A 15,603-nucleotide genomic window follows, 5' to 3' on the forward strand; every position below is an offset into this window, starting at 1 on the left:
TTAATAGAGTTACCAAGTTATTTGGGGGAATCGTGAAATAAGACACTGTTGACCAAGAGAAAGGAAGAGGTATTAAGAATGAAAAAAGGTATTCAAATGAAGCTGAACGTAAGACCAGTATATCTGGCCCTTGTACACAACTATTTTTTTGAGGGACCATGCCGTATGGCACCAACGGAACAGTTGACACCGGAGTTTGAGTCCATGGCACAGGCCCAAATGTCTAAATATTTTATTGAGGATGTAAATGCACATCTTGAGAATGATCCTCTGATTCATATTATGGATCCTATTTATGTTGTTCGTGATGATGAAATGACTTATTCAGAAGAAATGTTTGAAACAATTACAAAAGATAATGAGAATGTAGATTTATATCTGTTTGCACTGCAGATGGTCCGGGGTGACATTGTTGTGGAAGTAGCAGAACGTACAAATAAGCCAGTAATGATACAGCCTCAAACCTGCTGTATGTATGCAAGGACGATCTCTCATGTGCGGGCTCACGGAAAAGAAGGATATACAAATTTCTATTGGGAGGATGCTGTTAAGCAAATGCATGCTCTTCGTCTTCGAAAAGTTATGGCGCATACAAATATACTTCAAGTTGTACGAATGGGAGAAGTAGCAGGAAGTGATATTACGTCAAATGCATTTTATAATCAGCATGAGGTGACACGCATTCTGGGAACCAGATTTAGAGCTGTGAATATTCATGAAATCCTGGATCAGTTCCGGCCGGGGGATCCAATGGCTAATCATACAACACCGGGACGTATGGGGTTAAATCCTACAGAGGAAGACCAAAAGGAAATCGAAAAAATTACAGATGAATTAATTGAGGGAGCCAACGAAGTTGGCTTACAAAGAGACAAAATTTTGATTTCTGTACGAATGTGGTATATAGTACAAAAGTTTCTGAAAAAATATGACTGTAATGCATTTGTGGCACCATGTCCTCAGTTTTGTGCAACCAGACGGGCAAATGAAGAACAAGTAACATTTTGCCTGACACATTCTTTGAACAATGAAATAGGCATTCCTTCTGCCTGTGAAGCGGATGCCATTGCAGCACTATCCATGCAGCTTCTTACAAATGCTTCCGGATGTTCTACTTATATGGGAGAAACAAATCCAATGGTATATGATCATGGCATTGCAAGAGCACCGTATTCACCGTTGACTCAGGAAGATCTGCCTAATGATGACTGGAAAGAGGGGAATATTGAAAGTGAGCAGAATTTGATGTTTACTTTTCATTCCGTGTCCAATCGAAAACTTCGTGGTCTGGATGGCCCAGACAGCAGCTATGGCATACAGCCCTTTGCTTATTCCGGCTGGGGTGCAACTATGCGCAACGATTTTAAAGAAGATAAAGGACAGGTAATCACAATGTGCCGTCTCTCTCCGGATTGCAGCAAGTTATTCGTTGCAAAGGGAACGATTATGGGGGGAGCTTATAAATCATGCCCAAATTGCACACATACAGTTATTTTCCAGGTAAAAGACAATCGGGATTTTTATGAGAAACAGATTGATTTCGGACAGCATATACCTCTTACATACGGTGATTGTGCTGATGAATTGAAGTTATTTGCAAAATCTGTCGGGTTAGAAGTTGTCGAGGCATAGAAAATATGTTCATAGATGAAATGGCGAATCGTTTGATTGATGCAAAAAAAAGTGCAGATTTCCAATTGGAAAGGTTAAAAATACTTTCTATATCTGACCGTTATGCTATTGCAGACAGCATCCGCAAGTTTGTTGCATACAAGATGCTGTTAGAAGACCATGAGGTAACGGATAATATTACGGAAATGGTCCGGATTAATGTTGCAAAGGCTATGCATATTTCGGTTTCTGAATTAAAAGATATGGATAAACCGGGGATGTGTGGCAGTGCACCGGCAGTTTTATCTAAACGAATTCTGCTGTTTATTGATATTCAAAACAAATTGGGTGTAAAACTGCCGGCAGAACAGACACCCGAGATACAAACTGTTCAGGAACTGACGGATATGCTGATTCCTTTATTATAATCAGGAGTGTGACAAAGTAATGACGATAAATGAAATGCAAAATGAATTTATCAGAGTTTTTAATGATCTAGATGACTGGTTGATGCAGTATGAATTTTTATTAGAACTGGCAGGAGAAACTGCTGTTATCAGCGATAGAGATCGAATGGAAAGAAACCGTATCAAAGGATGTCAGTCAGAGGCATGGATTTTGCTGGGAAAAGATGGAGGAAGACTTCAGATTACTGTTGACAGTGAATCGCTGCTGATCCGGGGAATATTGAGTATATTTGTTGTACTGCTAAAGGGGAGGATGTTACAGGAGGTAGCGGATACAGAATTTTTCTTCCTTGAAAAAACTTCTTTAAAGGAACAGCTTGCGGCAGATCGATTTTCGGTAATGTCCAATGTGGGCAGATTAATACAAAATTACAGCAGAAACAATTTAAAATAATTGTTTGGATTTTTTGCGGACAGCAGTCAGAAAATGGCTTCTGTCCGTTTTTTAAGGGGTTTTAAGGGAGTTTGTTGTGAAACAGGAATTTTTTTCCATATTCAGAATATACAACATCCCTATGATTGAAATTTGTGAAATATATAAAAAATATAAATTTTGGAAAAATATTACAATTTTTTGAAAAAATGGTTAATATAATAATATGGTCTGAAAATAGTTTTCGGATTCAATCAGAAAGGAAGTGAAGTATGTTTCAGCCAGGAGACTACATCGTTTATAGAAACATTGGCGTATGTATGGTAAAAGAAGACAGATATGGAGGTCTCTCATGATATTTTTTATGATAAATCGTTTGAAAGAACAAAAACCATATTCCATTCCTCTGGTCTCCACGGAAGTTATTACTGAGAGTAATATTCAGATCATATCATGGAATGAGGCATGCTGTGTTTTGCCCGATTCAATAATTCAATTTATAAATCTTGATGAGCTCAAAAAAGCTGTGTTTTATGAAGCGCAGACAGATCCGCTCTGTATTAATATCAATTGTCAGTTTAAAACACAGTATCGAATTGATATTTTTGAGGCTTATCATGATGGGAAACATAAGTTTCATCCTGTGATTGATAATATATTTGATTTTTGGGCACATCCCATGATTGGAAATATACTAGTCAGTTCAGGTATGAGACCCCAGACGAAGGAAGATCAATATTTAAAAAATTGGGATTCATTCCCTGCCCAATATATGAATGAAGAAACAAAAGGCAAGATCAAGGCAATGATGGATGTTCCTAGAAGTGCAGGGCTTAAAAATCTGATGAAGTCCAGCCGGGATCAAGTTCGAATCTGCAGGGACATGATGGAGCTTGCAAGAGCCATTATAGGGGAAATTTCTACTTGGGCCACAAAAAAACTGGAGAAAATCTATGCCTTGGAATTGTGTTCATCTCCTAAGCTGTTACAAGCGCAGAGACAGTTGATTCGTGAAATTCTGCCAAAAATCTCATTGGAACAACACTTCAATTTCATTTATACAGAATATATTTATTTCTATTTGCCAAATCTGAAAACATTAAAAAAAGACTATCAATGGTCAGCATTTGTTCAACTATTAGAAGACGCAATTGAAAGTAAAAGTAAACTGGTTTATGTTGTTCCAGAAGATCCAATTGTGTGTCAAATAATAGAAAATGCTCGTGAGCAATTTAAAAAAATTCCGCCGACTATGCGTTGCGCAATGTTCATTAATTATATAAGAAAAGCAGAAGGCAGTGCTGTTGTTACGCGGTATTCCTTAGCAGCTGTGCAAGATCTTGCTTTTTTAGAGGATCAAAATTTTTTGGTAAAGTGTGACATCAGGGAAGCAGCAGGAAAAGAATTTATCCCGGAGCTTGTCATTACTGAAAAGAAAAAAGCGCTGCTTTGGAGTTGGAATCGAGATGAAAAGCATATTGCAACAATGACATACCGGCATTATCTTATGCCTCTTTGGGCAGGCCCGTCAGGCCATACCACTGGAATCATTGAGTTTTACACGAGTCGTCTCAATAAATATATAAAGGTTGGCGCAGAGGACATACCGGTAAGTTTTATTATTCTTCCTACTATGTTCTCATTCTGGCGGTTATATTATGATAAAAGGATTTCGGGGGTACATACGCTTGCGGAAACCTACGAAGCGGCATATTCTCTGGGGATTCATGAGGTAAATGGTAAGCTTAGCACCCAGGTTCAAAATACAAGGAGTGGATACATCGAATATGAGGGGCAGTGGATTCTTGCTCCTGTGTCTGCTTACGAAGATTCCTTTGATACACTGAAATTATATCCTGATGGCGGCCCTAATATGACTGGTATTGTAAATTCCGTACGCATTATGGCTCAGATTAAGCATAAGTATTACAAGGAAGAACTTGAACCGATGGAAGCTATACAGGCGCTGGATATGCAAATCGATCAGATGAGAGAGAAGATTGAAAGAAAGGATTATGAAATTCCACAATGGTCAAAGCCTGTGATTGTGGATCCTCAGTCACAAAAAACGCTGTATGATCAGGCTTTCCAAGGCATGGTAATACGCAGTTATTCGAATCTGAATGTTCGGACATTTCATTCTCCAGCCCCTGTCCCCCAACAGATGGTTTGCAGCAGTGGGGCATCTGAAAAGCTTATTGGTCTGTACCAGAAAATCTTATCAACAGAGACATACTGTTTTTCGGAGGATTTTTCTGGTCTTCCGATGTTTCTGCTTGGAGCAGAAAAGGTACCATTCTTAGCTGCAGTTACTTTTACGGATATAAAAAATGGCAGTCTAGATGAAAGCGGATTTACATTTACTGCCATGTCCGTATCAGATGCACGGTTCTGGGAAGCATTTAGAATGATTACGCCGGTAAAAGATATTCAGGAGATTTCCTGTACAGTAATTGAAGATGAGGATAGATTTGACTTTACTGGAATAGTAAAAACAGATATTGAGATTAAGATTACAGATCGGCTTGCAGTTCACATAGATCGGCTTGGAATAAAAAGTATTCTGGAAGGAGATTTCTCGGATCCATATGTTTTTGCTCTGGCTGAAATTGGAAGCGGAACAGACACAATAGCTGTAACGATAGTTATCTCGCCTGCAAGTGGATTATTGTATATCAGCGGTGTGTACAGGGATGGTAAAATCCTTACCATGAATCATCTTTTTTCACTTCTGGGAATTGATAATGTCATACCGGTTTCAGTTGTCCTTCCGGATGAAGAGAGTATTTTTGGTTCTTTGGGACTTAGAGATATTTCTATGACGGTTTCCATGGATGATGTGGCACTCCGCCATCTTAACTTCACCATTACGGCGGAAAATCCGTGGAATATTTTCGATGATAAGATTACACTTCAGCCATATTTTGAAATTGCAATAGAATATCCATTTGACAGCAGATACAGACAGATTGATTATACGGTTCTGGGGAAATGGACATTGGGAAAAACGGTTTTTGATATTTCCTATCGATCAAATCAGATCATAAAAGCTCAGCTTGCAAAGGATTCTGTGTTGAATTTTGCAGAAGCTGCCGAGTTGTTTGCAAAGGATATAAAATTCCCGGAGATAAAACTAAATGACATGGAAATGACTTTGGATGCTGCAGGAGGGAATTATTCACTGTATTTATTTGCAGAGGATATGTACAAGTTCTGTCTGGGAAAGGGAGAAGCAGCGATAGAAGATGTTTCGTTTGCACTTGACTTTCGAGACGGCAGGTTCGACGATGTTTTAATATCCGGAGCGCTGTCATTTGGCGGACTTTCCTTCTATCTGTCTGGTACATATTATGAGAACGGTTCATTTTCTTTTGAAGCCGCAGCATATTCAGAAAATGCTTACAGTCTGGGAGCGTTTTTGAAACAAATTGCACAGGAGCTTTCAGAAAACTATGACCCTGGGGCATTTCCTGAGGAACTGCTTATAGTCAGCATTCGAAAAGCTATTGTCTCTTACCAATCGAAAGACAGCGAACTTTTGGCATATGTTTCCCTGGAAAATATTCTGAAAATATCAGATAAATTTTCTATTCAGGCGTTTACTCTGGAAATTTTATCTTCTGCAGACACACCGCTGTCATTTGAAATAACAGCAGATTTGTCTGTGTGTGGAACGGAAATAGCGTTGCTTGTGTCGAAAGAAGAAGAGGGATTTGTTATTTCGGGAAATGCAGAATTTACGGATCTGACGTTTCAGAAAATAGCAGATGAATTTGGAATCGATACAAAACATCTGCCGGAGTTTGTGAAAGAATTCTCTGTATTTGAGTTAGAACTGAAGTATAATTTCACAAAAAAGGTGTTTTGTATCATGGTCAATACAAGCGCCGGTGAGATTTCAGCGGAAATAATATCTGGAGATGAAAATGGTTTTTATGTCTCTTATAAAACAGCGCCTTCGGTTTCGGTCAATATGCTTGAACTGCCTCTTGCCGGAGAACTAGTCAGGCCGCTGTTGGCAGAAACCTCGGATTTCTCAGTGAAAGATTTTGAAATACGGGCTTCTTCCAAGCAGGGGGTCATGTTGGGGTGTATGGTATTTGGAACTGCCTGCAGGCTTGAACTTTACCAGCCGGACACTTCCCAGCAGAGAAATCTTATGACTGCTTCTGGTGTGGCAGAGACTGTAAAATGGTTCTCGATTGATAAAACCTTTGCAATATTGACGATACCGAAAATCGGTATTGGACTGGATGAACAAAGAGTTGTGATTCTTCTGGATGCTGCGCTTAATGTTTCCCCATTTTCTTTTGTACTGACAGGGGCAGGTGTTGGAGCGGATCTTACGAAGCTTTCTGATATTAAGTTTTATCTTTCAGGGTTTGGAATTGCATTTGATAATGGTACGCTTGCCATTGGAGGGAGCTTCTCAAGAACACAGGAGGATAAGACAATATCTTATGCTGGTTCTATGCTGATAAAATTTAAAGCATTGACCGCTGAAGCAATTGGGGAATATTCTTCTGGTTCTCTCATGGCATATCTTGCAATTTCGGCACCAATAGGAGGACCGCCAGCCTTTTTTGTAACAGGTTTGGCGCTGGGATTTGGATACAACAAAAAGCTTGTACTTCCGGGGATTGAAGAGGTACCCGAATATCCCCTGATTACAGCCGCATCTTCTGGCTTTAACCAGAAGAATTTGAGCGATCTTAAGGAATATATAAAAGACCAGGAGAAACAAAAATTCCTGACTGTGGGAGTTAAGTTTACCTCATTTAAGATGATCCATGGTTTTTTGCTTTTGGATGTCTCTTTCGGAAATCACTTTGAATTGGGTGTACTTGGGATTGCTGAGGTTTTTGTTCCTCCTAATGTATCTGCGGCGCCCATTGCGAAGGCCCAGCTTGCCGTAAAAGCCAATTATGATCCATCTAAGGGAGTTATCAGTGTGGAAGCACAGTTGACTTCAGAGTCATATATATTTTGCCGTTCTTGCAGATTGTCCGGCGGTTTTGCAGCATACTTCTGGTTTGATAACAGTGAGTACAGTGGTGATTTTGTGGTTACACTAGGGGGATATCATCCGGCCTTTCAAAAGCCGGAATATTATCCGGTGGTTCCCCGGCTGGGACTGGATTGGAATGTAGATTCATATTTAAAGATATCAGGAGAACTATATTTTGCGCTTACTCCAGGGGCAGTCATGGCAGGAGGAAAGCTAAGTGCAGTTTATTCCCAGGGAAATTTGAAGGCCTGGTTTATCGCATACGCAGATTTTATCATGGCGTGGAAACCGTTTTCTTATAGGGCATCCATTGGTGTAACCATTGGAGCTTCCTATCGGATAGACTGGTGGTTTATCCACAAAACGTTTTCTATAGAACTGGCGGCAGAACTTACTCTGTGGGGACCTGAGGTGCAGGGCAGAGTCCATATTTCCTGGTTCATCATCTCTTTTACAATTTCTTTTTCAACCGGAAAGGATCATTCAAAAGAGGCAATGGATTGGAATAATTTTAAGGACTCTTTTTTAACAGACAAAGCAGACAAAAGACGGGATGGCGGAAGCGGTGATACGGATATTCTTACGTTGGTGGTGGATGGAAGCATTGGCAAAGCTTTGGATGGAGCGGATATTATTGACGGCAGTTCTTTTGCGGTCTCTCTTAGTTCACAAATACCGGAAAACGGGAATATCCGTCCTGTAAACAGTGTTCCGCTGCAGGCAGAAATGGAAGTTAAAATTAGTGACAGCAGTGGAAGAGATCTGGAAGAAAGATTTATAAAAACGCCTTTGACCCGAAATGTCCCGGCAGCTTTGTGGAAACGTGAACCGGGACCAGGCGGCAGTCTAAAAGAGGAGTCTGCAGTACAAGCAGCAGTGTGTGGAGTTTTACTGCAGCTTCATACAAAGACAGGGCAGCCGGAGCTGTTTCCCAGAACACGGTATATTTCCCTGGAGGAGCTGTATAAAAAGAATACCTTGGAGTTTTCTCATTGTTACTGCTTCTTGCAGGACGTGAGGATGCATCTGTCCTGGGAAGATTCAATTCACAGATTTACAGAAAATGAAGCTGAGACCGGATTAGCAGGGCGCAGGAAAAAGTTTCTAGAAGAGAATGGAATTACAGAAAGTGTTGATATACAGCTTTTTGCGGAAAATGCAGAAAACTGGTTATCTGAAGATATCTTGATTTTATAGGATAAAGTGAAAGCATGCAGAAAGGAGGATATCTGTGGGAGAAAATGAAAAGGAATTTAAACTGGCGGACAATTGTATTCCGGGGCTTGAAGAAGGAAAATATATTGCAGAGGGAATCCAGACGGTTACTCTGCCGCAAAAGGATACTTTTTCAGTAAAAAAGGATTTTTATGTTGCTGTAAACACGGAAACAATGGCTGTGGATGAGGTGTTCAGCGTGTATCCGGCGTTTGAACAGCAAGGGGATTTTGCAGGAGTACTGCCATTTATTGTTTTGAAAAATAAAACATATCCGTGGATAAAACGTTGGATGGAAGATATTAATGGACATAGAGTTCCCTGGACTGCACTCATTGTTGTTTCAGAAGATGAAGGTTCAAGAGAAACAGATGTTAAGTATAAAACGTTGAAAGGCTTAAAAGAAAGAAACGTATTCTTCCCATACAAAGAGAAAACAGCCACATGCTGCAGGGATGATGATAATATTCATATACTTACCATTCCAAAAGAAACTTATTATTCGATTATGCCAGATGCGGAAGACCTCCCGTGGCTTGCCCACTCCAAATTTGTTGATTTATCCGCTGCAGAGGATTCAATTGCAAAACAGGATGGATGGTTCTCTACAGTCATAGCAAACCGATTTATTCCATCTTCTGAGGATAAGACGATGAAAAGCACTGTTCATCTTGTCTCGGTGGACGGGTATCTAAATGCAAAGATTCCGGATGAATGTGATTTCGTACGCTTTATTTCTATTTATCATTGGAATGTCTATTCAGAAAAAACAGAAGATAAGTCATTTGTATCCCTGGTAAATGGTTTGGCAAAACATTCCGGGACAGTGAAAGACAAGGAGCTTAAACCGCATGCCCTGCGTACAGGAGAGAAGACATTTTCCTTCTATCATGGACCTTTACTGCCGTATCATTCAGAAAGGTATGACGAAATCAACGGAGAAGAGAAATTCACAGCGGATGGCAGAATGATATACGATTCTGAAAATGGGATATTTGATGTCAGCTATTCGGCTGCTTTTAATCTTGGAAGATTGCTTACGTTAAGCCGACGGTCCGAAGCGGAAAATATAGCGGCATGGAGAAAAGAGCTGGCGGTGAGAGAACATCTGAAAAGGCAAAAGGCCGCAATTGGCATCTCTGTATCTGATTTACAAGAACTTTGCGGATTTTTATCGGAGGGGAAGTTATGAAAAGGCGTTTTGTTACAAAGCAATATGATCAAGTAAATTTTGTACCCATTGAAATACCCGATCATTTAAAAGATTATGCGGATTCTCTAAGGCTTTTAAATGGTATCCCTCTAACCTATCTGCTTTCGGATGTATCAGAGCTGCCAAAAGAAAGTATCCGTTTCTTTTATGTGGATATTAACTGGACAGATGCGCTGGTAGACGGTGCATTTTCTATTGGGAGAGTATGCAGACAAGAATGTACAGCAGACAAAGTCTTATTGCGAAAGGCAGCAGAATCCAGGGATTACATGGAAACACCTCGAATGAAACGAATGCATTCCAATCATAAAAAGAAATGCTTAAAGAAATTCCGTGAGAAACCAGAAGATTATAACCTCATAAGTGGATTCATCATGCATTCTCAGCTTGCAGCCAGGATGAAGGGTCTGCATGTGTATGGATTTGATAAGGCTGGAGCTTTGGAGGAAGAAAAAGGAGAGCAGATTCCTATTCTGAGGATGGAAACCATTGCGGACGATGTACTGCTTTGTCTTTTCTCTGGTGATGTGCAGGAAATTTTAGTGGAAGAACCGAAAACAGGGCTGTGTTTTGGAGCATCGTCAGTAGAGCGGCATGGCAATAAAATAACAAGAAGCATTGATCTTAGATCTGCGCAGGATGATTCTGACCTGGGAAAAAGAATCTGTTCTTTTTGCATTGATGATTTCACAGATGATAACGGAAGGATTCATGCTGAAAAACTTGCATATTCTGTGGGGACACAATTGAAAAACTATGGCAAACTTGGAAATGACGAAATTTCGTCTTCACGTTTTGCGTTCGAAATGATTGCTGCAGCACATCGGGCCAAATTCAAACGTTCCTCTGGGGAGGTGTAAAATGTCTGCTCAGCTTATAATACCAATGATTGTCCTTGCCCGGCATTTCAAAACTCCGCTCCAGGTACCGGCAATCAATCCGAATTATAAGACCGCTTTAAGGTCTTATCTTGGAAAGGATGCAACCCCTGGAGCATTTAATAAGAATATTCTTCTAAAAAAAGGCATTCACCTTCACTTTGTACTTCCATCTGCGCTGAAAAATGGATATGAGACAGAAGATAACAATGGAAGAAAGCGTTTGGAATATCCTGCTGTTCCTGACCGCTTTATCGTAACGAGAATGTATTGGAGAAACGGAGAAATTTGTACAGATTGCAATATTGTGGAAAGTAATTTTTATTCACTTGACAGTACTTATAGTGACAGTATAACGATTCCCAAATTTGATGATCTTCGGCAAAGACACCGTTTCCGTTATATGGGCAGGAATTATCCGGCGTCTTCGCCTGTACCTGAATGTGTGGGAGAATGCGGATATTTTGACAAGATCACTGCGGTGGGTGCGGGAGATCCCATGTTTTCTGCCTATTATCCCAGCTGTTTTAGCGTATTTGGTTTTTATGATGCTCTAGAAGGGGTACCGTCCGATGCGGTTCTTACATATTTTGTCCTGGGATATTATTCAGATTCGAAAAATGATATCCTCAATGATGTAAAAACAATAGATGATATGAAAGCCATGTTGGAGAAATATCATTTATCTGTTCCGGATGAAAACATATCAGTGTGTAATTCCAGTATACTGTTCGGCGAAATCGGAGGGATTGATCTTACAAAAGAAGAACCGGTACCAGCAGGAGAAATTGATGTGGGGATCGGGAAAACCTCGGCTGAAGCGTTGTCTGCAGTCATAAGCCAGCGTTTTTACGGCTCTGATTCCTCAATGGAGCGTTTCCTGACCTCGATTCAATATGATACTGCAGATGAATCAGCACAGCCAGATGGTAATTTTAAGATTGATGATGATATCCATTACCGAGGATTTTCACGTATGGATGCTATGGAGGATATCTCTTCTCTAAAATTGCCGAAAGATTTCAAGACAGACAGCGAAATAAAACTAAAAAAACAGTATTTGGAGCTGGACGCTTTAGAACGAGGGCTCGGAAAGCTCCGCCGGACCTTAGAATATAAAAAGAAGTCGCTATATTATCTGTGGGAGATATATGAAGGTGCAGCCCTAAAAAAACAAGGAGAAATTATGGAGCACATAGCTCCTCTTGTAAAGGATATATCCATGCTGAGAGAAAAAATCTTAAGAGCATTAAAGGATAGAGAAAGCAAAAGAAATGTGTTGAAAAAATTTCTTGCTGACCAAAATGGCGAATTAGAAATTGTGTCGTCAGAACCATTTTATCTGCCAAAAGATCCTGCGCTTATGCTGTGTGGAAAAGGGATGGAGAGAACGTATGCCTTTGGAGAGGAGGGAAGATTTGAGAAAGACCATACACTTTTTTGTCTAACCCTGCCTTTGACCTCAGACATTCCTGCAGAAACGATTCTTGGATATTTTAGGAATGTCAGCGGAATAGAAGATGTATGGAAAAATTACAGGGAGTATCTGGTTACAGCAGTATTGCTGGACGAAAAAAATATAAGACTGCATCTGAATCTGAATCCAGTTATAAAGGAAAAATACTCCCCAGTGATGTATAACGGAGTTCCTATGGAAGAGGTTACACTGCTGATGCAGTGGGAGACTGCCTTCTATCCGAATTACCAAGGAGCAGAACCGAAAGAGAGCAGTCTTTTGTATGGCAATACGGATTATGTGTATTGTGGTACAGAGTCAGAGCAGGAAATCAGATGCAGTGGAGTTACGGTTCTGACTCCACATGGAGTCTATAATCTTCAGGATAAGCTGGAAAAATATCTGGAATATCACTCTGATTCACCAGATGCGGCGCAGAGTGCCAAGAAAGTCAAAGATCTTGCTGCCGTTTCTCAAAGTTTAGGGGGATTTCATATCAGTCTAAGTGGATTAGAACATGTATTTCAGTATCCCATTGACATAGATCCCCTGGATCATACTTCAAAAGCTATAGCAGAATGCCTAGAACCAACGGTTCAGAGTTTTTCGGAGCCGGCTGTAGAAAGATTGGCAGTCTGCAATGATACACAGATTTTTCCGCTTCGGGAAGGATTTTTTGGTATTACTAAATTGGCTTTGGTATCTTCTTTTGGAAAGCAAAGGAAAATTCTTGACGATGAGCTTGCATTCAAGGGAAAAAGATATATATCGGAGAATTTACTGCCAAAGAATAAAGAACTGTGTTTTCTGCCGCTTGCCTTGACTTCGGCGGCAAGACTTTCAGCAGATTTTGTTACGGCAGCAGATGATGGTGTAAGGTCTTCTGTGCTGCCTGGGGAGACACCGATAATAGGCATTTTTCTGCCGGATATGCTGAATCGGAATATAAATGTTTTTTCTAATTCTGGAGTAAGCCTTGGAATAGTTAAGACGGTTTATCGGTATCTGGGAGGACAGAAGACGGCCGTCGGGAGGTTCGTGCCATCTCCGGGTGCGCCAGACGAGATGGAGCCGCGGATCAAAAGTTTTATTTTGGCATTGACAAAAGATAACACTGCATTTGCAGAAGTGATGGATATGATTGAACAAAAGCTGAATCAGACACTTCCTTTGTCAGAAAATCATTTTATATTCGGGCGGGCTCTTGTATTGGCAGAGATTTCCATGGAGCTTGAATTTTTTGGAGCGCCGGAATGGTCAAAAAAAGATGATGACATCGGAACATTTAATGATGAGGGACTTGCCGGGCAGGAATTTGTGGTTCAGTTTGGGGATAAGAACAGAGAGACGGATGGTGTGTGCTGTGGATTTTATGATGGATTTTCCAGTGGATTTCCAATGTTTGGGGGCAAACACAAGTCTGCCCAGTATTTAAACAGCGAACCATTTACAATTAGTTCTGCGGATGGGGTTAAAAATGTTACGCTCCTTTTCGATCCGGCATTGAAGATAACCGTCAACACGGGATTTCTGCCTGCAAAACAAATAGAACTGTTTGGAGAGCATGGGGATTTTTCAAAATATCAGTTATTGTCATCGGAACTCCATACAATGATTTCAGAAAAGAATCGAGCCGTACTGCCGCCATTTGCCGGAAAGGCAGATTTTGTACGATTTTATCCGAGGTTGGAAAATGGTCAGGTAACGTATGAATGTTTTAATATCCAAGATTCCTCTATATCCATAGGAGAGATAGGAGAAACATTGATTACAGATGGCATGTTGATAGAACGGGGTGATATGGATGGAAGGAATAAGCATTAAGATACCTGAGAAAGTATTTTTTTCCAATGCTCCCGGAAAGTATATTGTAAAAAATGATTTTTATATTACGATTTATAAAAGCTTGTGTGGAGAAGAGCATGGAGAGAGGGGCAAAAAAAGAGGAGGGGAGATGTATCCTGCCATTTATATAAAAGGTTTTGAACAGCTTTTTAAAGATAATGGTACACAGGAGATTCAGCTGGAAGCCTTTTTTAAAATGTTCCATTCTAATGGAAATATGGACTGGAGTATTTCTTATGGAAGGTTTAGAGATACGGAAGAAAGATGTGCGGTAATCACTACGGCTGCCGATTTTCTTGCTCCCGATTTCACTGTGGGGTTTCATCTGTCTGATAAGTGTATCTTTACAGAAATACCAGATACGGAGAAACCCCTTACCCTTCAAATATACGTGGATGATTTTGATTATTTTTTTCCTGATCTTTCTGACAGGATGCAGTATCAGATAAGTTTGGAAAGAGGATTTGCTGTGTATATTGAAAGGTTCGGTGCATATACGGAAGCGGATTTGTTTCATCCTGTAAATGCAGTACACAAGGGAGATTCAGCTTATATATCATGGGAAATACAAGAGAATGAAAAAGCATCAGCGTTTTTGTATGATGAACATGGGGCCCTGGCTGCCAATCTCCCGCCGTATTTTACCAAAATAGATAAAGACAGAAAATTTACCTTAACTGCGTACAATGATTTTTGTTCCGTTACAGAAGAATTATATGTGTACCGTACACTTTGGAAACAGAGAATAGGAGCAAAAGGATTCCCACAGACAGATGAATTTGGGCGCTGTAAATTTTACAAAAGCTATGAAGGTGATTATTTTCTTTACGTTCATCCTGTTTTATATACCAGTCAGGATTTGGAAACATGGAATATCTATTCCCCAAATATGTGCTCGCCTTCAAAATTTAATTTCTATTCATCTTCTTTCTCTGAGCAGAAGTTCTGTGTTTGTTATGTGAGCACTGACCGTGTGACTTACTGTGAAATGGACTTTGAAGAGAAAGTATGGAAAAAGTATGAGGAATTTACAGAAGGGATTATTTCTGCCCATGTGCTGCTTTCCGAAGGTGAGCCGCCTGTGAGCGTTCTTGCCTCCCGCGAGGACATCGGCTTTTTTGAGGTGATTGGAGGCAAATGGATGAACGGCAGGTATTTAAAGAAGCCAAAAGGGGCGAAAATCAAGGCATTGGATGTTTTATCATATGGAGCACGGGGATGTGCGGCGGTTCTGTATGATACTGGAAGAGTGTTCTTTTATGATTTAGAGGATGATTATAAAAACAATATATTTGAATGTCCAAACGTCAAGGACGATAATATCTATCTGATTAAAACAAATGCCATTTATATTCTTTTGAGCGGGTATATGTTTGAGATAAGCGATAGGGAGAAATTCACAGATACACATTTTTTTCCTGAATTTAAAGCAGGAACATATCCTATAGCAGGTCCTGAGGACGATCAGATGATAGTAGCTGCATTTCAGACAGAAGAGGGTGTCTCTGTCTGGGAATATCAATTTTAAAGGAGGGTT

At 40.2% G+C, this 15,603-nt stretch carries 8 protein-coding genes; all 8 read left to right on the forward strand.

The genetic code is table 11. The features are described 5' to 3' along the window. Positions 1-78: 78 nt before the first annotated feature. Positions 79-1,632, forward strand: a complete 1,554-nt coding sequence (locus OCV88_RS02380) for a fucose isomerase (protein WP_158424029.1) — start codon at positions 79-81, stop codon at positions 1,630-1,632. A 5-nt stretch (positions 1,633-1,637) separates the two neighbouring features. Further along, the gene (locus OCV88_RS02385) at positions 1,638-2,039 is read left to right on the forward strand and encodes a hypothetical protein (RefSeq protein ID WP_158424030.1); all 402 of its coding nucleotides are present in this window, start codon (positions 1,638-1,640) and stop codon (positions 2,037-2,039) included. A 19-nt stretch (positions 2,040-2,058) separates the two neighbouring features. Beyond that, on the forward strand, positions 2,059-2,472 hold the full coding sequence (locus OCV88_RS02390; RefSeq protein ID WP_158424031.1) for a SufE family protein: 414 nt from the start codon (positions 2,059-2,061) through the stop codon (positions 2,470-2,472). A 331-nt stretch (positions 2,473-2,803) separates the two neighbouring features. Beyond that, positions 2,804-8,656, forward strand: coding sequence for a DUF6603 domain-containing protein (locus OCV88_RS02395; RefSeq protein WP_158424032.1), 5,853 nt, complete (start codon positions 2,804-2,806; stop codon positions 8,654-8,656). A 34-nt stretch (positions 8,657-8,690) separates the two neighbouring features. Continuing rightward, positions 8,691-9,866, forward strand: coding sequence for a hypothetical protein (locus OCV88_RS02400; RefSeq protein ID WP_158424033.1), 1,176 nt, complete (start codon positions 8,691-8,693; stop codon positions 9,864-9,866). Further along, a complete protein-coding gene (locus OCV88_RS02405) occupies positions 9,863-10,747 on the forward strand; it encodes a hypothetical protein (protein WP_158424034.1) in 885 nt (294 codons plus the stop codon). Before OCV88_RS02400 ends, OCV88_RS02405 begins: the two co-directional genes overlap by 4 nt. 1 nt (position 10,748) lies before the next feature. Further along, the gene (locus tag OCV88_RS02410) at positions 10,749-14,045 is read left to right on the forward strand and encodes a hypothetical protein (RefSeq protein ID WP_158424035.1); all 3,297 of its coding nucleotides are present in this window, start codon (positions 10,749-10,751) and stop codon (positions 14,043-14,045) included. After that, positions 14,026-15,594, forward strand: coding sequence for a hypothetical protein (locus tag OCV88_RS02415; protein ID WP_158424036.1), 1,569 nt, complete (start codon positions 14,026-14,028; stop codon positions 15,592-15,594). Before OCV88_RS02410 ends, OCV88_RS02415 begins: the two co-directional genes overlap by 20 nt. The last annotated feature ends 9 nt before the right edge of the window (positions 15,595-15,603 follow it).

The organism is Brotonthovivens ammoniilytica (assembly GCF_025566885.1).
GTDB classification, from domain to species: Bacteria; Bacillota; Clostridia; order Lachnospirales; family Lachnospiraceae; genus Brotonthovivens; species Brotonthovivens ammoniilytica.

What these genes read in the sequence shown, in the direction of transcription:
- OCV88_RS02390 (WP_158424031.1), top strand. Translation starts at nt 2,059, where the DNA reads ATGACGATAAATGAAATGCAAAATGAATTTATCAGAGTTTTTAATGAT.
- OCV88_RS02415 (WP_158424036.1), top strand. Translation starts at nt 14,026, where the DNA reads ATGGAAGGAATAAGCATTAAGATACCTGAGAAAGTATTTTTTTCCAAT.
- OCV88_RS02385 (WP_158424030.1), top strand. Translation starts at nt 1,638, where the DNA reads ATGTTCATAGATGAAATGGCGAATCGTTTGATTGATGCAAAAAAAAGT.
- OCV88_RS02380 (WP_158424029.1), top strand. Translation starts at nt 79, where the DNA reads ATGAAAAAAGGTATTCAAATGAAGCTGAACGTAAGACCAGTATATCTG.
- OCV88_RS02405 (WP_158424034.1), top strand. Translation starts at nt 9,863, where the DNA reads ATGAAAAGGCGTTTTGTTACAAAGCAATATGATCAAGTAAATTTTGTA.
- OCV88_RS02395 (WP_158424032.1), top strand. Translation starts at nt 2,804, where the DNA reads ATGATATTTTTTATGATAAATCGTTTGAAAGAACAAAAACCATATTCC.
- OCV88_RS02410 (WP_158424035.1), top strand. Translation starts at nt 10,749, where the DNA reads ATGTCTGCTCAGCTTATAATACCAATGATTGTCCTTGCCCGGCATTTC.